The organism is Sphingopyxis sp. EG6, from assembly GCF_003609815.1.
Lineage (GTDB): Bacteria > Pseudomonadota > Alphaproteobacteria > Sphingomonadales > Sphingomonadaceae > Sphingopyxis.
Genome location: NZ_AP017603.1, coordinates 733,699 through 756,068, shown reverse-complemented (window position 1 = coordinate 756,068; position 22,370 = coordinate 733,699). Strand labels below are relative to the sequence as shown.

Below are 22,370 nucleotides of genomic sequence, written 5' to 3'. Positions count from 1 at the left end.
CGATCGCCCTCTCAGAAGGCCGTGGGTGCGGCTCCTTGAGACGAAAACCCCGCCATCACCTTGATCGTCCCGACGCCGCGAGGCCCCATCACCCTCCCTTGCCGGTCAGGCCGCCAGGGACATGAAGCGGGCGACATCCCGGGGGATGATCTGGTCCCGCAGCCCCGCCGCCAATGTGTCGCGACCGAGCAGCCGGAGATCCTCATTGAAGTCCCCGAGGCGCGGTGTGAGCACGACCGTCTCGATCCCGACTGCGCCGGCGCGCTCGATCAGGGTCTTCATCGCGCCGTCGCCCGCCGGATCGTTGTCGCGGGCGATATAGAGCCTCCGCAGCGTCGCCGGGAACAGGATCGCGCAGAGGTGCGCGGCCGAGAGCGCCGCCATGGACGGCATGGTGGGCAGGACGGATCGGACGGACAGCACCGTTTCGATGCCTTCGCCGGCCGCCATCACTTCCGAGCCCATGCCGAAGCGGACGGCCGATCCGAGTAGATCACCCATCGCACGCCGGGGTGTCTCGATAGGCGCGCGGCCGAGTCGCGCTTCGCTGAAGCCGCCGGGGTCGAGCCAGGTGCGATGCGCGCCGGTCAGTTTGCCGGAGAGGTCGGTGACGGCGGCGATCATCGCCGGCCAGATCTCGGTCGGTGAGTGCTCGTCGGGCCGATAGTAGCAGCGCGGATGGAAGCGCAGCGCGCCGGTTTCGTGCAAGGCCGTGATGGCGCGATCCCGGAGGTAGGTCTCCACGCGCGTCCGCGCGATGGACTGCGACATGGCGAACAGCCGCCCCGCCGCTTCCGCCGATCCTGCCGGTGCGGGTGCGGCGCTCCCCTTCCATCTCCCCGGTTCAGGGTCAGGATGGGGAAGACTGAGGAACGTCCGCGCTTCCTCGGCGACGTCCTTGAAGTCGATGAGACCGCAGCTTTCGCGGATGACGTCGAGAAGATCGCCATGTTCTGCCGTCGCCGCATCGATCCATTTTCCTGCCGCGCCCTTGCCGGTCTCCGAACCCTTGAGGCGCACGAACATCGAGCGGCCGGGCGTGTTGCGGACATCGCCGACCAGCCAGTAGCGCCCCTCGCGGTGTCCCGAGGACAGATAGTGGCGGCATACCGCCTCGGCCTGACGGCCGAGGCGGATCGCGAGTTCGCCAGCGTCGAGGCGGGCCATTATGCGGCCTCCTTTTCGCCGATGCGCTGGACGGGCCAGCGTTCGAGCAGCCTGTCGACGACGGCCGCGCCCTTGTCATCGGTCGGCACGAACATGCGCAGCTTCCACGAAATGATCTCGTGGAAGAGGCCATAGGCCGAGAGCCGCTCGCGCATCGTGTCGGTGAAGCCGGAGAGTTCGATGCGGTTGGCGCCCATGACGCGGACGCGCCGAAGCTGAAGGCCCTCGGCGAGATCGAGAATGGTGCGTCCGTCCATCAGCGCCATGAAGGCGTCGTCCGCCGTCAGCGTGGTAGCGCCGGTCGTGGTCGCGTTCACGGCCCAGGCCGGGGAGACCTTGCGGCCGATGATGCGCTCGCCGTCATCGGTCTGGAGCCGATACATGCGGGTCGATTCGTTCGGCAGGCGTTTCCAGATCGGCAGCAGGAGGCCGGTGACGACGTGGATGGTGCTGTCGGAAAATTCCGGCACCTCGGCGATCTCGGCGGCCCAGGCCGCGGCGAAAGCGGCGTGATCGGCTTCGATCCAGTGCGTTTCGCCCATGGCCCTGACGGGCAGGTTATGCGCCTCCATCGGCCGTAGCAGCCGCACCCGACGCTCGATCTCGCCATCGTCGAGCATGATGCTCGTCGTCGGCACCTGCACGGCGGCGCGGCCCGAACGCTCATTGACGAGGAGCCGGGCGCGCCGGTCATCGAGATGGCCGAGCGCCGCGTCCAGCGAGAGCGGACGGTTGCGCTCGCGCTGGGTGATGGTCAGCAGCCGGGTTTCCGCGCCGGTGCCGGGGTGGGCGTAGATGGTCTTGCGGTCGGTGACGATGAACCGCTCGGCGCTCAGCGTCTCCAGGCCGACATCATAGGTGCCGCTGGCGATCGCGCCCTCGATACGCGCCGTCAGAAGCTGCTCGAAGGCGGTGAAGAGCACGCCCTGAAGCTCGATGGTCAGCGCCAGCAGGCGATTGAGGAAGGTCGTGATCGGCGGCAGTTCGTCCTTGATGCCGGTCGAGTCCATCAGCTTCAGGCCGGTGGCGGACTCGAAGCGGTCGAGCGAGCAGCCCTCGACCTTGCCGCGCACCAGGAGGAGATAGAGCTGGCGCAGCGCATCGCGCGCATAGGCGCTTTCCAGATTGTCTTCGGGCCGGAACAGGCCCTGACCGCCGGTCTGGCGCTGACCGCGCGTGATGGCGCCGAGCGTGTCGAGACGGCGCGCGATCGTTGAGAGGAAGCGCTTTTCGGCCTTTACGTCGGTCGCAATCGGGCGGAACAACGGCGGCTGCGCCTGGTTGGTGCGATGTGTGCGGCCGAGGCCCTGGATGGCGGCGTCGGCCTTCCAGCCCGGTTCGAGCAGATAGTGGACGCGCAGCCGCGTGTTCCGCGCCGAGAGTTCGGCATGGTAGCTGCGCCCGGTGCCGCCGGCGTCCGAGAAGATCAACACGCGCTTGGCGTCATCCATGAACGCCTGCGTTTCGGCGAGGTTGGCCGAGGCGGCGCGGTTCTCGACCGCGAGCCGGTCGATCGCGCCGGGGCTGCTTTTCCTGACGATGCGGCGCGAGCGGCCCGTCACCTCGGCCACGATGTCGGTGCCGAAATACTGGACGATCTGGTCGAGCGCGCCGGGCACGGGCGGCAGGCTGGCGAGTTTCTCGATCAGCTCGGTGCGGCGTGCGACAGCCTCGCGGCTTTCGACGGGCTGGCCGTCGCGGAAGACGGGGCGCGAGGAGATATTGCCGTCGCCGTCGGTGAACGGCTCGTAGAGTTGCGTCGGGAAGGAATGGGCGAGATAGTCGAGAACATATTCGCGCGGCGTGATGTCGACGCGCACGTCGTTCCATTCCTCGGTTGGCAGTTCGGACAGCCGCCGCTCCATCAGCGCCTCGCCGGTGGAGACGATCTGGATGACGGCGGAATGGCCTTCATCGAGATCGCGCGCGATCGACCGGATCAGGGTCGGCGTCTTCATGCTGGTGAGGAGGTGGCCGAAGAAGCGCTGCTTGGCGCTCTCGAAGGCCGAACGCGCGGCGGACTTGGCCTGCCGGTTCAGCGTGCCCGACGATCCGGTGATGTTGGCCGCCTCCATCGCCGCGTCGAGATGATTGTGGATGATGGCGAAGGCCCCGGCATAGGCGTCGTAGATGCGGGTCTGCTCAGGCGTCAGCGCGTGCTCGACCAGCTCGTATTCCACGCCGTCGAAGGAGAGCGAGCGGGCGGTGTAGAGGCCGAGCGCGCGCAGGTCGCGGGCCAGCACCTCCATCGCCGCGACGCCGCCGGCCTCGATCGCCTCGACGAACTCGGCGCGGGTTCCGAACGGGAAGTCCTCGCCGCCCCAGAGGCCGAGGCGCTGGGCATAGGCGAGATTGTGGACGGTGGTGGCGCCGGTCGCCGAGACATAGGTGATGCGCGCATTGGGGAGCGCGTGTTGGAGGCGAAGGCCCACGCGTCCCTGCTGGGACGCGGCGACGTCGCCCCGCTCACCCTTGCCGCCGGCGGCATTCTGCATGGCGTGCGCTTCGTCGAAGATGATCGCTCCATCGAAATCGGAGCCCAACCATTCGACGATCTGCTTGACGCGGGAAACCTTCTCGCCGCGATCATCGGAGCGCAGCGTGGAATAGGTGGTGAATAGGACGCCTTCGCTGAGCGTGATCGGCCGCCCTTGCGGGAAGCGTGACAGAGGCGTGACTAGCAGGCGCTCCATGCCGAGCGCGGACCAGTCGCGTTGCGCGTCCTCGAGGAGCTTGTCGGACTTCGAGATCCAGACCGCCTTGCGGCGGCCTTGCAGCCAGTTGTCGAGGATGATCGCGGCCGACTGGCGGCCCTTGCCGACGCCGGTGCCGTCGCCGATCATGAAACCGCGCCGGAAGCGCACGGCGTTTTCGGCGTCGTCGCGCGCGGCGGTGACGAGATCGGAGGTCTCATCGACCGTCCACGAACCGGCGAGATAGTCGGAATGGGCCTCGCCCGCGTAAATCAGCGTTTCGAGCTGGGCGTCGGACAGAAGATCGCGGATGTTGGCGGGGAGCTGCGGGCGATAGCTCGGCTTCGGTGGAGCCACGCTCGACATTGCGGCCGACTGGACCAGCTTGGTCGGATGGGCCTGGGCACCGGGGATGCGGATCGCCTGCAATCCGTATTCTTCATAGATAGCGTCGGAGAGGCGGCCGCTGTCCTCGGCCTGCGCGTCGAGGAGTTCATAGTCGAGCGCGACGCCATCCGGGTCGGTCGCCGCAGCGGCGGGTGCGGTCCTGGCAACGCGGTTCAGATAGCCGCGCACGCTGCGCGGGGCGAGAGGCGCCGCGACCGGAACCAGCATCGCCGAATCGACGGGCGCGCGCGCGGGCACCAGCGTTTCGATCCAGCCCATGAGCGTCGCCGTGTCGGGCGCGACTCCGGGAGAGGCCGGGAAGACGGTGGCGTCCTCGGCCGGCAGCTTGTCGATGACGGTCAGGCGCGTGGCGACGGTAGTGCCATGCTTGGCATAGACCGAGCCGTCGATCGCGGCCGAGAAGACGACGCGGCCACGCTCCTGCAGGCGGGCGAAGGCCGAGGTCCAAGCCGAAGCCTCGGGGCAGAAGTTCGCGCCGGTAATAGCGACGAGCCGCCCGCCGGGCGCCAGGCGCGCGAGCGCCGAGGCGACATGGCGGAACGCCGCGTCGGCCACCCGGCCATCGACATGCGCCATGGCCGAGAATGGCGGGTTCATCAGCACGACGGAAGGGACGATGGCCGCGTCGAGATGATCGTCGATCTGTGCCGCATCGAAGCGGGTCACGGCGATGGCCGGAAAGAGGGAGGAGAGCAGCGCGGCGCGCATCTCGGCCAGCTCGTTGAGAACGAGTGTGCCGCCGGCGATCTCGGCCAGAATGGCGAGCAGGCCGGTGCCGGCCGATGGTTCCAGCACGCGATCCGAAGGCGTTATGGCGGCAGCGGCGACAGCGACGAGGCCGAGCGGGATCGGAGTCGAGAATTGCTGGAGGGCCTGGCTCTCTTCGGAGCGGCGCGTGTGGGTGGGCAGGAGATGGGCGATCTTGCCGAGCAGGGGCAGCGCCGAGGCTGTGGAACCGGCCTTGCGGAGCAGCGTCCTGCCATATTTGCGCAGGAAGAGGACGGTCGCCGCCTCGCAAGCCTCATAGGCGGTTTTCCAGTCCCAGAGGCCGGTGGCGTCGGACGCGCCGAACGCGGTTTCCATGGCGCCGCGCAGGATGGCGGCATCGACGCGCGCGCCGCGTTCGAGATGAGGCAGGAGCGCGAGCGCGGCCGCGTGGACGGCGGCGGCGGGATCGACGGGCGCGGCGAGCGGTGCTGCCGACAGCGTATTGGCGAGAGGGAACGGAGCGTTCATCGGGACATCCTCGGGAGAGCGGAAAAGGGCAAGCCCGCCGGCGCTCTCTCTCGGACCAGACGGGCTCAAACCCGTCCCGGCCCCTCTCTATCTCTCTTGCGCATCCTAGAGGCCGTCCGCGATCTCGCGGGCGATCATGGCGCGCGCCTTCATAATCACATCGTCGCCGCGCGTTTCGGGATTGTGGACGAAACGCGCGCCGGGGCCGTTCGCCCGCCAGTCGGCATAGTCGCACCACTGGCGATCCATGAGCCGGAACGCCGCCATGTCCGACGCCCAATGCGGTTTCGGCTCGACCACGACGATGATCCCGTCGCGGACTTCCTCCCACGGAAGCGAGCGCTCCGCGGGAGGGTTGCGCCGGTCCTCGGCGAAGATGTCGTCGACGGTCACGACGCCGTGCTCGCGTCTGCCGACAGGAATCCGGTCGGATCGTCGGGGTCCGGTGGCAGATAGGCATCATAGGGGTTGCCGTCGGCGAGATGGCCGAAGGGCGTCATCACATAGTCGCCGTGATCGCGGTCGACGGCGCAAAGGACGTATCGCGGCTTGCGGGTGTCGGCATCGAGGCACTCCATGAGGGCCAGATTGCCGTCTCCTGCCGCGCGCAGCAGGGTGTTGAAGTTCGTGCGGGCGTGTTCGGGAATTGCCATGGCGGTTCTCCAGACATGAAAAGACCCCGGTCTGAGGACCGGGGCCGATGAGGTGGATGGGCTCGAAGGGGCGCGGACGCCCCTCCGGTCACTCGGCCGCGGCGAGATGGCGCTCGTCGTCGAGATCGGCCGTGTCGGTATCGTCGGTGCCGTCGCCATCGTCCTCGTCGTCGGCGAGGAAGTCCGGCAGCTCCTGGGCCTCGCCGCCGCCTTCGGCCCCGGCGACATCGCCGTCGAGATCGGCAAGGCGCAGCGGCTCTGGGAGCCAGCCGGTGTCGGCCAGCAGGCGCTCGGCCTCCTTCGCCATGTCGCCCTTCTTCAAATGGCCGATGAGCTGGGCGGCACGCTCGCCCGCGCCTTCGCGAACCGCTTCGAGGATGCGGGGCTTGGTCACGCGGCCGAGATAGTTGCTGACGGTCGGCCTCCAGCCGCCATCGACCACCATGTCGAAGCCGGTCGCACGCGCGATCCGATCCGCGCCGGAAAGGCGGCGATCAAGGCCGTGCTGCGAGACGCCGGACCCGCTATGGGGATTGGGCCGCTCATAGAGGGCGTTGATGCCGTAGCTGACGCAATGGGCGAGCAGCGCCATCCGGCTGGCGTCGTCGAGCGCGGCGAGCCAGTCCCAGAGCGCGCCTTCGTCGGTCGGCATATCAGCCTTCCAGGCGTCGTAACGCTCGCCGATCGCCTTGGCCGAGGGCGTCTCACCAAGATCGTTGCCCTGCGTCGAGAGATACGGCTGACGCACGGAGATCTCCAAGCAGCCGGTCGGAGCCGAGTAATGATAGCGCTCCATCACCATGCGGTGCAGGAGCGTCGTCATCGCGACATGCGGATTGTTCGCGAGCGCCTCGTGGAGCGCGAGCGTGCGATGGGCGGTGAGTTCGATCACCAGCCGTTCGGGGAGCGGCTTGATGGTTTCATCCTCGTCGTCCTCCGCATCGACCGGCTCGCCGCCGATGGTGATGACGGCGCGCTGAACGCCGGCATGGGCGGCAACCGCGCCGGTCTCGGCGCCCGGTTCGCCATCGCCGGCGTTGTCCTGGCCCTCGACATCGACGGGCGCCTCGTCCTCGGGGCGGACATAGCCGCGCGCGACGACGAGTTCGCCGGCCCGGCCGATGCTGATGAAGACGCCGGCGCGGGCGATCTCGGCCTCGTCGTAGATCGTCGGGCGCTTCTCGAAGGCGGCCAGCGCCGCCTCGATCTCGCCGAGACGCGCATCGACATCATCGGGCAGCTCGTCGTAATCGGCGTTCTCGGCTTCCAGCCGCTCATATTCCTCGCGCAGCGCCTCGCGGGTCGCGCGCTCGGCGTCGGTGAGGTCGAGGAAGGTGCCGGCGAGGATGCGAAGGCCGCGGTCATGGCCGTAGGGCAGATCGGTATCGACCGCGACCCACTTCCAGCCTTCGGCCGCCACCTCGTCGGCGATGGCCTTCAGCTTGTCGGAGACGAGCCGGTCGAGCAGCTCGGGGTTTTCCAGCCAGCCCTCGTCCTCGTCGGAGAAGAGGTCGCGCAGCATGACGCCGCCGGCCTGCTCATAAGCATCGACGCCGACGAACAGCGCGCGCTTGTCGTCGGTCGGAACCGTCGTCTCGGTGAGAAGGTCGCGGATGTGCCAGGGCTGGCGGTTGTGCGAGCGCTGGATTGCCTCCCAGACCTGCTCCTGGCGGGCGTGGTGGGGATTGACGGTGAACGCCTCCAGCATGGCCAGCGTCATCTCGCCGCGCGCATAGACGTCGAGAAGGGACGTGGCGACACGGGCGAGACGCAGGCGCTGGGCGATGTAGCGCGGCGTGGTGCGATAGGCGTCGGCGACTTCTTCTTTCGACATGCCGTCATCGACCATGCGCTTGAACGCCTTGAACTGGTCGAGCGGATGCAGCGCCAGGCGGATGACGTTCTCGGCGTAGGAGTCGTCGACCGCCGAGGTCTTCGCATTGGCCTTCTTGACGAGGCACGGCACCAGACCATCGGCGGGGAAGCGCCCGGCTTGCACGAGCCGCGCGATGGCGCGATAGCGCCGACCGCCGGCCGGGGTCTCGAAATCGCCGGTCTCGGCGCCGTCGGCGTCCAGCACCGCGCGGACGTTGAGGCCCTGCACGATGTCTTCACGGCGGTCGATGTCATGGGTCAGCTCGTCGAGCCCGTCTTCGACGTCGATTTGGCGGACGTTGCTGTCGGACAGGTGGATTCGGTTGAAGGGAATGTCGCGCGACCGGGAAAATTCGATCATCGGGGCGACGGGGGTCTTCTTGCGTGTGGCCTTGGCCATGGTCTTCACTCCATGACGGACTCCAAGAGGCTCTCTCTCGGATCTCAATCCGTCACGAAGCGAAGCGCCGCCCTCTTCCTCTGAAGGGGCAGCGCCACGCACCAGGCTGGCAGACGGTCGATCACGCCGCCTCCCGCAGGTCGTCATCCGCGCCGAGGCCGCCCGCGTCCGGCAGGAAGGAGAGGAGCCAGTCGGCCGCCTTACTGGCCTGTGAGGCGGCGCGGACGATGGCGCGATTGTCCTCACGCATCGTCTCGATCCACGCACCGATATAGTCACTGTGCCGGACGGTGGGCGTGATCCCGAGCGCGGCGCAGCAGAAGGCGCTCGCCAGCTCGGCGACGCATTCCTCGACGAAATATTTGCGCGATCCGAACGAGCCGGACAGGTCGCGCGCGAGCCGGCTGTGATGGCCGCTGGCGTGCCCGAGTTCGTGCAGCGCCGTCCGGTGCCAGTTGATCGGCTCGAAATAGGCGGCCGGCGGGGGCACCTGCACATAGTCGAGGGCCGGAACGTAGAACGCCCTGTCGCCGCCGATGCGGAAGTCGATGCCGGTCGCCTTGATGAGCGCCTCGACCTGGGGCTCGATCATGCCGGGCGGCGGCGGTGGCACGGCCGCCTCGATGTCGTCGGGCAGGCCGTCGCATTGGGCCGTGTTGAACACCGTGAAGCGTTTCAGGAAGGGGATGGCGTGGGCTTCCTCGCCCGCCTCGAAGGCGCGGCGCTTCTCGTCCTCAGGCGTGAAGCGATCGGCATAGACGACGGTGGTGCCGCGCTCGCCCTTGCGGACATTGCCGCCGAGCGACAGGGCCTGGCGGAAGGTAAGCCAGCCTTGCCCCGGAAAGCTGTGCTCGATGACGGCGCCCCAGAGAATGAGGACATTGATGCCGCTGTAGCTTCGGGAGGTCGCGGCGTTCCTGGGCAGGCCGAGCGGGGCCTTGGCGGCCGAGGTGCCCCAGGGCTGGACCCATGGCACGCGGCCGGCTTCCAGCTCGGCAATGATCTTGTCGGTGATTTCGTCGTAGAGGTTCGCCCGGTCGGAGCCGGTGCGCGCGCGGCGATCATATCTGGACATCGCGGTTCTCCGCGACGGGCGCCGGAAGCCTCTCCTCCGGCTATCTACCCGTCACGGCAAACCCGATCCGCACTCTCACTCTCTAGGGGGCGTTGCGGGGTCTCCCCGCAGAAGGGGTCGGCCGAGACCGTGGCTCAGCCGCAGGGGAAGGCTTTCCCCCCTTCATCCGACCGCCTTCTGCAAAAGGGTTTCTTGAAAACTGTCAGAAATCTGCGTATATTTCTGACAGGAGAACGATGATGACTCGGCTGACCGAACAGATTCAGGCGTATGCGACGGGATTGCCCGAAGGCGCTCCCATATCTGCCAAGGGCTTGCTCCACCTCGGAAATCGCGCCGCTGTGGATCAGGCGTTGTCGCGTTTGGCCGAGCGCGGCCAGCTCATTCGTGCCGGTCGCGGCGTCTATCTTCGTCCCGTCACGGGTCGATTTGGCACCCGAGCGCCTTCGGTCGAGCAGGCCGTAGAGGCTCTAGCGACCCAAAAGGGAGAGATTATCGTCTCGAACGGGGCCGCAGCGGCGAACGCTCTTGGCCTGACGACGCAGGTGCCCGTGCGGTCGGTCTATCTGACATCGGGCCGCAGCCGAAAGATGCACCTCGGCAAGCAGGTCGTGGAATTGCGGCACGCGCCGCGCTGGCAATTGGCATTGGCTAACCGACCAGCGGGAGAAGCTGTCCGGGCGCTGGCCTGGCTTGGCCCGGAGAAGGCGGAAACCGCGCTCAGGACGTTGAAGCGGAAGATGCCACCTGTCGCGTTCGGTGAACTGGTCGCTGCCGCGCCGCAGCTTCCGACATGGCTTGCGCAGAGCGTCGGCAGGGCCGCTTATGGCTGACGCCTTTCTCCAGCTTTCCGCTCAGGACCGTCGCGAGGCGCTGGATGTCGCGGCCGACCGTTCAGGCCGTCCCACGCATCTTCTCGAAAAGGATGTCTGGGTGGTTTGGGCATTAGCGACCCTCTATGCGGCACCGCTTGGTGAGCATCTTGTGTTCAAGGGCGGCACATCGCTGTCGAAAGCCTATCAGGTCATCCGCCGGTTTTCCGAGGATGTCGATCTGACCTATGACATTCGGGCGATCGCGCCTGATCTGGTCGGCGAAAACGGCGAAGCTTTGCCAACGACGCGCAGCGAGGAAAAACGCTGGTCCAGCGAGGTCCGTCGGCGGTTGCCGGCATGGGTCGCGGAAACCGTGCAACCTGTGATCGCGAACGCACTGGCCGCCGAAGGTCTGGCGGCGGCCATCCGCATCGAGGGTGACAAGCTCTTCATCGACTATGAGGCGACCGCGGCCGGGTCCGGCTATGTCGCGCCCAGCGTCATGCTGGAGTTCGGCGCCCGTTCGACGGGCGAACCGGCGAGCCTGCGTGATGTCTCCTGCGACGCCGCCGGCCTGATCGACGGACTGGTATTCCCGACGGCGCGTCCGCGCGTGATGCACGCCGAGCGGACCTTCTGGGAGAAGGCGACCGCCATCCACGTCTTCTGCCTCCAGGAGCGGCTGCGCGGCGACCGTTTTGCACGTCACTGGCACGATGTTGTCCGGCTGGATGAAGCCGGCTTCGCAGAAGCTGCTTTCGCCAATCGCGAACTGGCCAACGCTGTCGCCCGGCACAAGTCGGTGTTCTTCGCGGAAAAGGCCGCCGACCGCACGCTGATCGACTATGCAGCGGCTGTCAGCGGCGGCTTGCAACTCGTGCCCGTCGGCGACGGCGCGAAGGCGCTGGCGGAAGACTATGCTCACATGGTCGAGGACGGGCTACTCTTCGATGATGCCGATCCGTTCGAAGCGCTCATGGCACGATGTACAGATATAGCTGCGCGGGCTAACCGAATGGGGGCCTAAAGGGGGGGCGGGCATTGAAGATATTCTCGGTAATGATCGAAAATTTTCGCGGCATCCAGTCGGCCAAACTGTTGCTGCCTGATCACGCTGTACTGATCGGCGACAACAATACCGGCAAATCGTCAGTATTCGAAGCGATTGATCTCGCCTTGGGGCCGGATCGGTTGAGCCGGCGACCACCCGTGGATGAGCATGATTTCTATCAGGGGCGCTATCTTCCCAACCCCAACCCCGATGCTCCTGAGGGGGCGGAGCCAGGCCCTGCGCCGAAAATCACGGTCGAAGTGACGATCACAAATCTGTCGCCAGAGCAGGAGGCACGATTTGGAGCCAACGTCGAGTGGCTGAATACCACTACCGGAGACTTCTACCAGGAGGCTAACCCGGCCGGGGTCGATGCCGCCGAGATCAAGGCGGCGCTGCGCGTCACATTCGTCGGCCAATACGATCCTGATGAGGATGACTTCGTCGGCAACAGCTATTTCACGCGCAGCCTTTCAGAGGATGAGACACCTGCATCGTTCTCGAAGAAAGACAAGCAGCACTGCGGATTTCTTTTTCTGCGGTCGTTGAGGACAGGATCTCGGGCGCTCAGCTTGGAACACGGCAGCCTGCTGGACATCATCCTCCGGCTGAAAGAAATCCGGCCGCAGATGTGGGAAGGGACGATCGGAACGCTTGCAGCCTTCGATGTCGCGAGCGACCCGGCCATCGGCATCTCGGGCGTGCTCGAAAGCATTGACAAGTCGCTGAAGAAATACGTTCCGCGCGAATGGGGAGTGAAGCCGCACCTGAAGGTGTCGAACCTGACGCGCGAGCATTTGCGCAAGGTCATCACCGCGTTCATCGCCACGGGTGCGGGCGATCATGCCGCTCCCTTCTTCCGGCAGGGGACGGGGACGATCAACATGTTGGTGCTCGCGATGTTGTCACAGATAGCCGAGGACAAGCAGAATGTAATTTTTGCGATGGAGGAAGCCGAAACGGCTATTCCGCCATACGCGCAGAAGCGGATTGTCCATGAGCTGCGCAAGCTATCTGCGCAGTCGCTCTTCACGTCGCACTCACCGTATGTGCTCGAAGAGTTCAACCTCGACGAAACGGTTATTCTGGCTCGCTCGGATGACGGCAAACTGAGCCAATCCAAAATCCAGTTACCGGAGAGCATCAAACACAAGCGCTACCGGCAGGATTTCCGAACCCGGTTTTGTGAGGGGCTCCTTTCGCGCCGTGTCCTCATCGCTGAAGGTGCGACAGAGGCGGCCTCTTTCCCGGTCGTCGCGCGGCGTTTGGCTGAGCTTAACCCGGCCACCTATGCGTCTTTGGAAGCCTTGGGTGTGTGCGTAATCGACGCCGGAAGCGAGAGCCACATCGCCGACCTTGGTACTCTATACAAAAGCCTTGGGAAGCGGACCTTTGCATTGTGCGACAAGCAGACAGATGCCGCCAAGGCTACCATTGAGGCTCAGGTGGAACGCCTGTTCATGCACGACGAGAAGGGCATTGAGGATTTGATCCTCAACAACACCACGCAGGCTGCATTGGAGCGATTTGCCGATCAACTCGATTGGCCGCAGCATCTGCTGAACCAATATCCGAATCCAAAAGCACAGGCGGCTACCGCGCTTGGAGCTTATTTCAAGTGGTCAAAAGGTAATTGGGGAATAGCCGAGTTCTTGGCCCAGTGCTCAGAGGTCGAAATCCCCCAGTGGCTGCGGGATGCCTGCACCACCTTGAAGGCAGCGTGTGACCCGCCACCTCAACTGGCCGAGGCCGATGGCGAAGATCTTTTTGCTGACATCTTGGGATAGGCGGTTGCGCGGTGGTCGACCTAACCGAAACGCAGAAGGCAATTCTCCAGGCCGTGGGACATCAGCTCGTCACCGGCGGTCCCGGTTCGGGGAAAACCACCGTTTCCATCCTCAAGGCGGCGAAGATCGCGCGCGAGGAGTTAAAGCCCGGCCAGCGTATCCTTTTCCTCAGCTTCGCGCGGGCCACTGTTTCCCGCGTCCTTGAGGCGATCGACGAAGAAAGCGCGATCACGCGGGAGGAGAGGCGGCGGATCGAGGTCGATACCTACCACTCGTTTTTTTGGCGCATCCTCAAAACGCATGGCTATCTCGTCGGCTTCCCACGGCGAATGACGATCCTTACGCCCCCGAATGAGGCGATCGCGTTGTCTTCGGTGCGAAGCGGCTACAAGGCAGCCAAAAAGCTGTCGGACGCGGAAAAGGCTGAGAAGCGCGCAAAGGAGGAAGCTGAACGCATCCGTCTGGCGACCGAAGAGGGAAAGGTCTGCTTCGATCTGTTCGCAGGCCACGTAGCGACCTTGCTACATGGTTCGGAAAAGGTTCGATCACTCATCTCCACGATGTACCCGTACATCATCCTCGATGAGTTTCAGGACACTAGTGCCGATCAATGGCGGGTGGTCCAAGCTCTGGGCGCCAGCAGTACGCTGATTGCTCTTGCTGACCCGGAACAACGCATCTTCGATTTCATTGGCGCCGATCCTGAGAGGCTGAACCATTTCACGGCGGCTTTCGCACCAACGGTTCACGATCTCGCCGGTGACAACCATCGGAGTAAGGGGACTGAGATTGCCCTATTCGGGAACGACATCCTTACGGGGAAATTTCGCCAGAACGACTACAAGGGAATCGATTGCGCGCTGTTCGAGTCTAATCCCAACCAGGCTTATGCCTCATTGGTCGGTCAGGTGTTGCAAGCCCGGAAGCGGTTGATCGAGACTGGTCGGAGCGATTGGTCATTGGCGATTCTCGTGCCGACCAAGAAAATGACCCGGATGGTGTCGGATATTCTGCGCGAGCCATTCGGCAATGTCCCCCCGATTTCTCACACGGCCGCCGTCGATATGGAAGGTCCGATCCTCGCTGCGGAGATCATCGCCTTCCTGCTCCAGCAACGCGGGCATGAGAGATGCTTCGACGAACTGGTGGAATTGATGTGTAGCTATTTCCACGGTCGAGGTGGCGCGACGCCGACCAAGGGAGACATGGATGAGGCTGCGCGGTTTCGTGTTGCGCTGAGCAAGTGGAACGAATGTCTTGCGAAAGGCCGGCCTACGCCGGGGAATAGCGTTCTGAAGGGGGCCTATGCCATCCACCAGGCAATTGCCGCGCTGGTGTTCACGGGTGATCCCGATGCCGATTGGGTTGCAGTACGTGGTGTGCTGGAGGCCGGGGCCTGCCAGCGACTGAAAGATGCCGCGAAGGACGTTCGCAACGTGCGCCTGCTTGAACGAGGTACGCAACTCCGTCTGGGCTTGGCTCAGGACTGGCGTGATGCCGGTGGCTACAGCAACGCGCTGACTATCACTCGTCAGTCGTTTGTGCAGGAGCATTTCGCAACGGCCCACAAGCCGGAGTCCGGTGTTGTGGTCATGAACATGCACAAGGCGAAGGGGAAGCAGTTCGATGAGGTCATCATCTTTGAAGGATGGCCGAAGCGGGTGAGGAACGAGGTTGTAGGCAATCCGGATCGGATCGTACCCGGTAATGTTCACGATGGGGCGATGACGCAGGCACGACAGAATTTCCGTGTCAGCGTCACGCGCGCAAAGACCCGCACTACAATCCTGACGCCAAGGGACGATGTCTGCGTCTTGTTCAGGGCCAACCGGGCGTAGGGCCTAACCGGATACTGAGTGGTCCGTTGGCCTGCACTGGAATTACATTGGATTGAATGCGGTTGACTGGGATGGTGGAGAGACAATTCAAGAGGACGCTTAAGAGAGCCGTCGACCTGGAGACGATGCGCACGATATCAAGCGATGCCTTGATGGGCATGTCCAAGGACGATTACCAGATCATCAGGCGGCTGGCGACCAGAGCCCGCCTCGATCGCCGACCGCGCTATGTTTGCGGCCTATGCGGACATGCGGTTTACGCTCCGCGCGAAGGTCGAACTGGGCAGCCCTATTGGAAGCATCATCCGGGGGCTCCGGAAGACTGCCAATGGTGGACGGGGACGCCATCAGGCGTGGACGCCGTCAGTGGACGGCAATTTCACGGTGCTCAAGAGAGCCCATTGCACGCGAAGATCAAAAACATTGTTGGAGAGCTTCTGACCGCAGATCGCCGCACCAAGCCGGAAAGCGTGGTTGTTGACGCATATCTTATAACTGAAGGGGGCCGCCGACGCCCCGATGTGCGCGCGGTCTACAATGAGGTATCACTTGCCGTCGAGGTTCAACTCGCGACCACCCAGATTCCGATCATTATCCAGCGCGAAGACTTCTATGACAGCGAGGCCTACCGACTCCTATGGCTCACCTGGAATTTCGAGCCGCCGGCGGCAACCGGACGGCTTCTCAGTTCATTCGAGGACATATTTTATTCCCACAACAAGAACCTTTTCTCGATCGATGACGAGACGATTCAACTTTCACGGCAGCGGAATGAGGTCATCCTTCGCGCTTTCTGGGTCCGCGAGGACGTATGGCATTCCAAGGTCGTCAACCTCCATGAGCTGAATTGGCTTTCGAGCGGTCGCGCTTTTGCCGTAGCGCCCGAGCCACTTTGGCATGATGATTTTCTGGCTCGCTGGCGCGCTGCCACGGGCGACCATGGCACGCGATGGCCCGAGCGCGGGGTGCTGTTGACCGAACTGGTTTCCAAGCTCTCGCTGGCCGGTTCTGACAACCGTGCCCTTGAGGAGGCCGACATCGACGCGTTGATTAATTGCCTGCTGTCTTTGCTTGACGGCCATCCTGTCGGGTCACGGCAGAGGAAGCTCGTGGAGGTGCTGAACACGTTCCTGAACGTAGAACGTCGGCACCGTCTTGCGCGTCTCATCCGTCGATTTGCCGAGCTTACCGGCCGGAAGGAGGAGCTTGAGACAAAGAGTGTCCGGGACAAGATAGCAACCGCGCTTAAGACAGTGCAGGACGATCCGCAGAGTCTTGCTGGACGCATCGCCGTGGCGCTCTTTCCAGAGACCTTCGCGTCGGGACGAACAGTGGCAAGCAGGTAAGTTTAGATCATGCCGAATTCGTGTACTGCACAAATAGAGTTGGTGCGAACATGGTGCTGGCGTTATTCGATGCGGCGGAGATCGCCGGCCGCCGGCACGACGATGCGTGAGAATGTGGCAGCGTAACAGGCGGAATCCTTCTAAAAAGATAACAAATTGGACGGTGATGCGGTACGATGTAATTGTTGTGAGCACTTTCTCCGTCTGTTCTCCTCAAATGGCGGTGCCGCCGTCACCGGCGATAGATGGCGAAGTTTTCATCGAGCCGATCGGCCGAAAAAACCCAATGTTTTCATAAGCGGTAGCTTTTTGACGGTAAGCGCGACGGTATATCGGTGTTCAGAAAAATTTTTTCGCTTTATTTTTCAATGAGATGGATCGTCTATCCGATAATTGAGTGGGAGTGACCGCCTGAGCGATCAGGTCGTGGCAGGCGCACCGGGCCGCCAGCTCCAGATCAGCAGCAGCAGGCCGACGATGATGAACAGGGCAAAGCCCGACAGCATCCACGGGTTCACATACCATTGTTCGCCCCATTCGAACTCGCCGCCCATGATGCGCGCCCAGCCGCGAAAATGCTGCGTCGCGCCGACAGACAGCCCAAACACCGCAAACACCGCGGACAGGTAACGCACCAGCCAATGCGCCGGGTTGGGCAGCATCAGCAACAGCCCAAGCAGTCCGATCACCGTCCGCTGGCTGCGGCAATAGGGGCATTCATAGACCACGCCGGTCAAATCGACCGTCCACGTCAACGCCGCGATCAGGATGGCCACGATGCCCACCGCGCGGCGATGGCGCAACAACTGCTCTGGCAAATTGTCCAGCATTCAAGATCCTCCCTCTTTCCCTCGCAGCCGCTATACGCAGCTCCAACCCGCGCGGCCACGCTATTTTGTTACACTATATCATCGTAACCTTAGCTGCCGGCGCTTCCGCCGCGGCGTTGACCCCGTCCCACCAGTCTCCCAGCGCATCGATCAGCGGAACCAGCCTTTCGCCATCCGCCGTCAGGTCATATTCGACGCGGCGCGGATAACCCTCGAACTCGGTGCGCCGCACGATCCCGGCATCTTCCAGCTTGCGGAGTTCCATCGTCAGCATCTTGTGCGAAACCGTCGGATTGTCGCGCTGGAGATCGCTGAACCGCTTCGTCCCGTCACTGAGATAATAGATAAGCAGCGTTGGCCAGCGGCCACCGAGCAGCTGCATCACTTCCTCGATCGGACAGCGCGAAACCAGATTCTTCATCACAACCCTCATGGTTACAAAAAGGTGCGTAATTTACGCACGAAACGGACACCCTATATCGCAAATCGCTGCGCAGCTCCCCTCAAGAAAATGGAGCAATATCTTGGAACCGATCCTTATCTATGGCTTCCCGCTGGGAAGTTCCATGGGCCTTGTTGCGGCCCTCGAATGGCTGGGCAAACCCTATCGCCTGTGCCGCGTCGACATGCTCGGCGAAATGCGCGAGCCCGCCTATGCCCGCATCAACGCGCGGCACGAAACGCCCGCGCTGGTCACCGATGACGGCAGGGTGCTGACCGAAACGATGGCGATCGCGCACTGGTTCGCCGCGCGCGATGCCGAGCGGCGGATCAGCCCCGACCCGCTGTCGGCCGACGGCGACCGGATGCGCCAGATCATGGCGTTCATCAACAGCGGCTTCACCGGCGCGTTCAGCCCGCTGTGGGTCGCGCTCGAAATGGACCCGCCGCGGCCGGCCATGCAAGCGTCGATGCGCGAATTTGGCCAGGAAGCGGTCATCGGGCGCCACGACAAGCTCGAAGCGATGGTCGGCGATACCCCCTATCTGGTCGGCGATCGCCCGACGCTGGCCGATGCGTTGTTCATCGGCGTCGCGCGGTGGCTAGAGTTTCACGGGGTCGCCGATCCGGCGCGCTGGCCAAAGCTCGCCGCCTTGCGCGCGCGGCTGGAGGCCGACCCTGCGGTGATCTTTGCCACCGCGCTGGAAAGCGGCGACAGCGTGACGGGCAGCGGCGCGCTCCGCGGCCATGTCCCGCTGACCGAGGTGATCGACCGCTTCGGCGCGTGATGATCAAGGGCGGCGCGGTTGCGAGGCTGCGCCGCCCTTGATAGCATCGCGGCATGGACCGGATCGAAACCCAGGCCTCGGGCGGCTGCCAGTGCGGCGCGGTGCGCTATCATGTCACCGCGGTGCTCGACACCTCGCACATTTGTCATTGCCGGATGTGCCAGAAGGCAGCGGGCAATTTCTTCATCGCGCTGATCGGCGTCCCGCGCGACGCGATCCGCTGGACGCGCGGCGAACCCGCGACCTTCGCCAGTTCGGATAAGGCTTCGCGCGGCTTCTGCAGCGACTGCGGCACCCCGCTGACCTATGACTATCACGACAGCAAGCATATCAACCTGACCACCGGCTCGTTCGACAACCCGGCGCAATTCCCGCCGCGCGTCCAGTTCGGGGTCGAGGGCCAGCTGCCGCTGTTCGAACAGCTGCCGATCAACGCCGAGGGTACCACCGAGGAAACCATGGCCGCCTACGTCGATGCCATCAGGACAAGCAACCACCAGCATCCCGACCACGACACGGCGCGCTGGCCGGAATGACGACCGGCGCGCTGGCGAATCCTGGCGACTGCGATTAGAGGCAGGGCGAATTTCCTGTAGCGGAGCCCTGCCATGACCCCCACCGCCACCATCCTGCTGCTCGGTTCGGGCGAGCTGGGCCGCGAATTCGTCATTTCCGCGAAACGCCTCGGCTGCCGCGTCATCGCGTGCGACAGCTATGACGGCGCGCCCGCCATGCAGGTCGCCGACGCCTTTGAAGTGTTTTCGATGCTCGACGGCGATGCCCTCCGAAGCGCAATCGAAAGGCATCGGCCCGACCATATCGTCCCCGAGGTCGAGGCGATCCGCACCGAAATCCTCGCCGAGGTCGAAGCCGACGGTTATCATGTCGTTCCGTCGGCCCGCGCCGCGCAGCTGACGATGAACCGCGACGCGATCCGCGATCTGGCCGCCAGCGAACTCGCGCTCACCACCTCGACCTTCGAATATGCCGAAACCCGCGAGCAGTTGCATGCGGCCGCGGTGCGCATCGGCTTTCCGCTGGTCGTCAAACCGGTGATGTCGTCGTCGGGCAAGGGCCAAAGCACGATCAAAAGCGAAGCCGACATCGACGCAGCGTGGGACTATGCCGCCGCCGGGATGCGCGGCGATCGGCTGCGAGTGATTGCCGAGGCGTTCATCGACTTCGATTATGAAATCACCCTGCTCACCGTCCGCCACAAGGACGGTGTGACCTTTTGCCCGCCGATCGGCCACCGCCAGGAACGCGGCGATTACCGCGAAAGCTGGCAGCCTGCGGCGATGTCCAAGGCCGCACTGGCCAGCGCACAGGATATGGCGACCAAGGTCGTAGATGCCCTCGGCGGCCACGGCATTTTCGGGGTCGAGTTTTTCGTCAAGGGCGACACGGTCATCTTCTCGGAACTCAGCCCGCGGCCGCACGACACCGGCATGGTGACGCTCATCTCGCAGTCGCTGTCCGAATTCGACCTCCACGCCCGCGCGATCCTCGGCCTGCCGATCCCGGCGATTGCGGTTCCCGACGCCAGCGCGAGCGCGGTGCTGCTCGCCGACCGCGACGCCAGCGATTTCGCGATCAGCGGGCTGGCCGACGCACTCATCCCGCCCAGCCCCGCAGCCGCGATCGACGCCCGCATCTTCGGCAAGCCGGTGACCCGCCCCTACCGCCGCATGGGCGTCACGCTCGCGCGCGTCGCCGGCGGCACGACCGACGACGCGCGCGCCGCGGCGGTCGCGGCGGCGGCGCGGCTGACCATCGACTATCGCGATTGACGCGTTAGACGGGGGGCATGGCAGAACGCCCTTCCCTGCTGCGACGCTGGCTGATGATCATCGGCCTGCTGGCGATCGTCGTCGGCGTGCCGCTGATCTTTCGCGAGGAATTTGTCGCGATCAGCGACCGGGTGCTGGCGGCGGCCGACGAACGCCCCTTTGCCGCCGCCGCGCTGATCGTCGCCGCGCTGACGCTCGACGTTTTCCTGCCGGTACCGAACGGGGTGACCAACACACTGGCGGGCGCCGCTTTTGGCTTTGCCCTTGGCACCTTCGTCATCTGGCTGGGGCTGATGGGCGGCAGCACTGCGGGCTATGCGCTCGGTCGCTGGGGCGCGCGTCCGCTTGCCGCGCGGCTGCTCGGCGCCGATGATCTGGAGCGCGCGCACCGGATCGCCGAACGCGCGGGCCCGGTGGCGCTGATCGTATCGCGCCCGGTCCCCATTCTGTGCGAGATGACCCCGATCGCCGCAGGGATTGCCGGAATGGCATTTGGGCACTTTCTGTTCGCCGTGGCGCTCGGCAATCTGGGGGTCGGCGTCGTCTATGCCGCGATCGGCGCCGCGGCGGTCGAGCGGACATCGACCGAATTGCTGATGCTGGGAGCGATTGGCGTGCCGCTTGCCGCATGGCTCGGCTGGCAGGCGATCGAACGATGGAGACGATGATGATCATCCGACGCCTGGGACCCGCCGACGTCGCCGCGATGCGCGCGCTCAATGCCGTCTATGCCGCTGCGTTCGACGACCCCGTCACCTATCGGATCGATCAGCCCGATGACGCATGGCTGGCGCGCCAGCTCGGCAGAGACAGCCTCATCCTGCTGGTCGCCGAGCTCGACGGCCAGATTGTCGGCGGCCTCACCGCTTATGACCTCCCGAAGCTCGAAGCGGCGCGGAGCGAAATCTATCTCTACGATCTCGCGGTCGATGCGGCGCACCGTCGCCGCGGCATCGCCACCGCGCTGATCGCCGAACTTCAGCATATCGCCGCCGACATCGGTGCCTGGGCGGTGTTTGTGCAGGCCGACTATGGCGACGATCCCGCGGTTGCGTTATACACCAGGCTCGGCGCGCGCGAGGATGTGATGCATTTTGGCCTGCCGCCCTTGCCGCGAACGAAAGACTGAACCCGACGAAGGGGACGCGCAATGCTGCGCTGGTTCATTCGCATCATACTGAGCCTTGTCGCGATCGTGGCCGCCCTGTGGCTGACCGTCAGTTACATCACGCCGCAGCCCGCGATCTGGGCGATCCGCGCGCTGTTCGATTCGGGCTCCGACGCGGCCAGCGCAAAGCTGCTTCCCAAAGTACCGTCCGATGTCGAGACGCTCGCCGCGATCCGCTACGATCCTGCCGATCCCGACGCGCTGCTCGACATTTTTCGGCCCAAGGCTGCATCGGGCGCGCGGCCTGCCATCGTCTGGGTGCATGGCGGCGGTTTCGTATCGGGCAACCGCCATATCGTCGCCGAGTATCTCAAGATTCTGGCCGCGCAGGGCTTCGTCACGATCACCGTCGATTATACGATCGCCCCCGAAGCGCGTTATCCCACCCCGGTCCGGCAAACCAACAAGGCGCTCGGCTATGTCGTGGCCAACGCGGCCCGCTACGGGATCGCCCCTGACCGGATCCTGATCGGCGGCGACAGCGCGGGCGCGCAGATCGCGGCGCAGGTGGCTACAATCGCGACAAATCCTGCCTATGCAAAGGCCGTCGGCATCGCGCCGTCGGTCGGACCGGACCGGATCAAGGGCGCCATCCTCTTTTGCGGGGCGCACGATGTCACGATGCTGAACCTCGACGGTACGCTCGGCCCGTTCCTGCGCGCCGTCGTCTGGGCCTATGGCGGCAAGCGCGACGCGATGGACGATCCGCAATTCCGCCTCATGGCGCTGCCCAATCATGTGACCGCCGATTTTCCGCCAGCCTTCATCACGGCCGGCAATGGCGATCCCCTGCTCGGCCAGTCCGAACGGCTGGCAAACAGCCTGAAAAGGGTGGGCGCGCCGGTCGAAACCTTGTTCTTCGCAAAGGATCATGTCCCGGCGCTCGGCCATGAATATCAGTTCGATCTCGACAGCGCCGCGGGCAAGCAAGCACTCGATCGCACCGTGGCCTTTGCTCGCCGCGTGACGGAGAAGAAAGCGGGAACCTTGCCCTAGGCCGCCCTGCCCG

19 protein-coding genes are annotated in these 22,370 nt (G+C 64.5%); 11 read left to right on the top strand and 8 right to left on the bottom strand.

What is annotated here, in order from left to right:
* Positions 1 to 105: 105 nt before the first annotated feature.
* From SPYCW_RS03635 to SPYCW_RS03610, 6 genes are all read right to left on the bottom strand, one after another.
* On the bottom strand, positions 106 to 1,167 hold the full coding sequence (locus SPYCW_RS03635; RefSeq protein WP_120215639.1) for a DUF7146 domain-containing protein: 1,062 nt from the start codon (positions 1,165 to 1,167) through the stop codon (positions 106 to 108).
* On the bottom strand, positions 1,167 to 5,504 hold the full coding sequence (locus SPYCW_RS03630) for a strawberry notch family protein (RefSeq protein ID WP_120215638.1): 4,338 nt from the start codon (positions 5,502 to 5,504) through the stop codon (positions 1,167 to 1,169). The genes SPYCW_RS03635 and SPYCW_RS03630 overlap by 1 nt, the downstream gene beginning before the upstream one ends.
* Positions 5,505 to 5,609: 105 nt before the next feature.
* On the bottom strand, positions 5,610 to 5,897 hold the full coding sequence (locus SPYCW_RS03625; protein ID WP_232014821.1) for a hypothetical protein: 288 nt from the start codon (positions 5,895 to 5,897) through the stop codon (positions 5,610 to 5,612).
* A complete protein-coding gene (locus SPYCW_RS03620) occupies positions 5,894 to 6,157 on the bottom strand; it encodes a DUF6117 family protein (protein WP_120215636.1) in 264 nt (87 codons plus the stop codon). The genes SPYCW_RS03625 and SPYCW_RS03620 overlap by 4 nt, the downstream gene beginning before the upstream one ends.
* Before the next feature lie 88 nt (positions 6,158 to 6,245).
* The gene (locus SPYCW_RS03615; RefSeq protein WP_120215635.1) at positions 6,246 to 8,432 is read right to left on the bottom strand and encodes a ParB/RepB/Spo0J family partition protein; all 2,187 of its coding nucleotides are present in this window, start codon (positions 8,430 to 8,432) and stop codon (positions 6,246 to 6,248) included.
* Positions 8,433 to 8,553: 121 nt separating this feature from the next.
* Positions 8,554 to 9,507, bottom strand: a complete 954-nt coding sequence (locus SPYCW_RS03610) for an ArdC family protein (RefSeq protein ID WP_120215634.1) — start codon at positions 9,505 to 9,507, stop codon at positions 8,554 to 8,556.
* A 239-nt stretch (positions 9,508 to 9,746) separates the two neighbouring features.
* Here SPYCW_RS03610 and SPYCW_RS03605 point away from each other — a divergent pair, with 239 nt between their 5' ends.
* Genes SPYCW_RS03605 through SPYCW_RS03585 form a run of 5 tightly spaced genes read left to right on the top strand, consistent with a single transcriptional unit; the run spans position 9,747 to position 16,344 of the window.
* Positions 9,747 to 10,340 (top strand): DUF6088 family protein, encoded by a 594-nt coding sequence (locus SPYCW_RS03605; protein ID WP_120218083.1) that lies wholly within the window; start codon positions 9,747 to 9,749, stop codon positions 10,338 to 10,340.
* Positions 10,267 to 11,349 (top strand): nucleotidyl transferase AbiEii/AbiGii toxin family protein, encoded by a 1,083-nt coding sequence (locus SPYCW_RS03600; RefSeq protein ID WP_232014820.1) that lies wholly within the window; start codon positions 10,267 to 10,269, stop codon positions 11,347 to 11,349. Before SPYCW_RS03605 ends, SPYCW_RS03600 begins: the two co-directional genes overlap by 74 nt.
* A gap of 14 nt (positions 11,350 to 11,363) precedes the next feature.
* Positions 11,364 to 13,160, top strand: a complete 1,797-nt coding sequence (locus SPYCW_RS03595; RefSeq protein ID WP_120215632.1) for an ATP-dependent nuclease — start codon at positions 11,364 to 11,366, stop codon at positions 13,158 to 13,160.
* An 11-nt stretch (positions 13,161 to 13,171) separates the two neighbouring features.
* The gene (locus SPYCW_RS03590; protein ID WP_120215631.1) at positions 13,172 to 14,998 is read left to right on the top strand and encodes a UvrD-helicase domain-containing protein; all 1,827 of its coding nucleotides are present in this window, start codon (positions 13,172 to 13,174) and stop codon (positions 14,996 to 14,998) included.
* 56 nt (positions 14,999 to 15,054) lie between these two features.
* A complete protein-coding gene (locus SPYCW_RS03585) occupies positions 15,055 to 16,344 on the top strand; it encodes a DUF6035 family protein (RefSeq protein ID WP_331852384.1) in 1,290 nt (429 codons plus the stop codon).
* Between the two features lie 419 nt (positions 16,345 to 16,763).
* Here the strand turns inward: SPYCW_RS03585 and SPYCW_RS03580 are convergent, their stop codons facing one another.
* Positions 16,764 to 17,174 carry a hypothetical protein gene (locus SPYCW_RS03580; protein ID WP_120215630.1) on the bottom strand — a complete coding sequence of 137 codons (411 nt, stop codon included), beginning with the start codon at positions 17,172 to 17,174 and terminating at the stop codon, positions 16,764 to 16,766.
* A gap of 73 nt (positions 17,175 to 17,247) precedes the next feature.
* Positions 17,248 to 17,595 carry a winged helix-turn-helix transcriptional regulator gene (locus SPYCW_RS03575; protein WP_120215629.1) on the bottom strand — a complete coding sequence of 116 codons (348 nt, stop codon included), beginning with the start codon at positions 17,593 to 17,595 and terminating at the stop codon, positions 17,248 to 17,250.
* A 103-nt stretch (positions 17,596 to 17,698) separates the two neighbouring features.
* On the opposite strand from SPYCW_RS03575, the gene SPYCW_RS03570 reads away from it, so the two are divergent.
* The 6 genes from SPYCW_RS03570 to SPYCW_RS03545 all read left to right on the top strand — a co-directional run bounded on the left by SPYCW_RS03570 (position 17,699) and on the right by SPYCW_RS03545 (position 22,357).
* Positions 17,699 to 18,403 (top strand): glutathione S-transferase family protein, encoded by a 705-nt coding sequence (locus SPYCW_RS03570; RefSeq protein WP_120215628.1) that lies wholly within the window; start codon positions 17,699 to 17,701, stop codon positions 18,401 to 18,403.
* A 53-nt stretch (positions 18,404 to 18,456) separates the two neighbouring features.
* Complete coding sequence (locus SPYCW_RS03565; protein ID WP_120215627.1) at positions 18,457 to 18,939, top strand: GFA family protein; 483 nt, start codon at positions 18,457 to 18,459, stop codon at positions 18,937 to 18,939.
* Between the two features lie 72 nt (positions 18,940 to 19,011).
* Positions 19,012 to 20,193, top strand: coding sequence for a formate-dependent phosphoribosylglycinamide formyltransferase (purT, locus tag SPYCW_RS03560; RefSeq protein WP_120215626.1), 1,182 nt, complete (start codon positions 19,012 to 19,014; stop codon positions 20,191 to 20,193).
* Positions 20,194 to 20,210: 17 nt separating this feature from the next.
* Entirely contained in the window at positions 20,211 to 20,861 is a 651-nt protein-coding gene (locus SPYCW_RS03555) for a TVP38/TMEM64 family protein (RefSeq protein ID WP_120215625.1), read from the top strand.
* Entirely contained in the window at positions 20,861 to 21,322 is a 462-nt protein-coding gene (locus tag SPYCW_RS03550; RefSeq protein ID WP_120218081.1) for an AAC(3)-I family aminoglycoside N-acetyltransferase, read from the top strand. The genes SPYCW_RS03555 and SPYCW_RS03550 overlap by 1 nt, the downstream gene beginning before the upstream one ends.
* Before the next feature lie 21 nt (positions 21,323 to 21,343).
* Positions 21,344 to 22,357 carry an alpha/beta hydrolase gene (locus SPYCW_RS03545; protein ID WP_120215624.1) on the top strand — a complete coding sequence of 338 codons (1,014 nt, stop codon included), beginning with the start codon at positions 21,344 to 21,346 and terminating at the stop codon, positions 22,355 to 22,357.
* The last annotated feature ends 13 nt before the right edge of the window (positions 22,358 to 22,370 follow it).